General features: G+C 47.6%; 1 protein-coding gene. It reads left to right on the top strand.

The annotated features are described in order from the left end of the window. The coding region (locus AC2JF9_RS09590) for a KamA family radical SAM protein (RefSeq protein ID WP_500727326.1) at positions 1-429 on the top strand (429 nt) is incomplete at both ends.

Genomic DNA, 429 nt, shown 5'->3' with positions numbered 1-429 from the left:
CTGATGAAGAAGAAGGAGTCAGGATTTCTACGAAAACGATCCCTTTAAATATAACACCCTATTACGCTTCGCTGATGCATCCCACCGACCCGAGATGCCCGATCAGGATGCAGTCTGTCCCTATTTCAAAAGAAATGCATAAAACCAAATATGATATGGAAGATCCGCTTCATGAGGACGAAGATTCACCGGTAACAGGACTGACCCATAGATACCCGGACCGTGTCTTATTTCTAGTGACAAACCAGTGCTCGATGTATTGCCGCTATTGCACGCGCCGCAGGTTCTCAGGACAGATCGGCATGGGGGTTCCCAAAAAACAGCTCGATGCAGCGATTGGATATATCAGGGAAACACCGGCTGTCCGTGATGTGCTGATTTCAGGCGGTGACGGTTTGCTGATCAATGACACAATCCTGGAATATATTC

This window comes from Lactobacillus sp. C449L, from assembly GCF_059900815.1.
The sequence above is the reverse complement of the archived record's forward strand: the minus strand, read 5'-3'. Positions and strand labels throughout refer to the sequence as shown.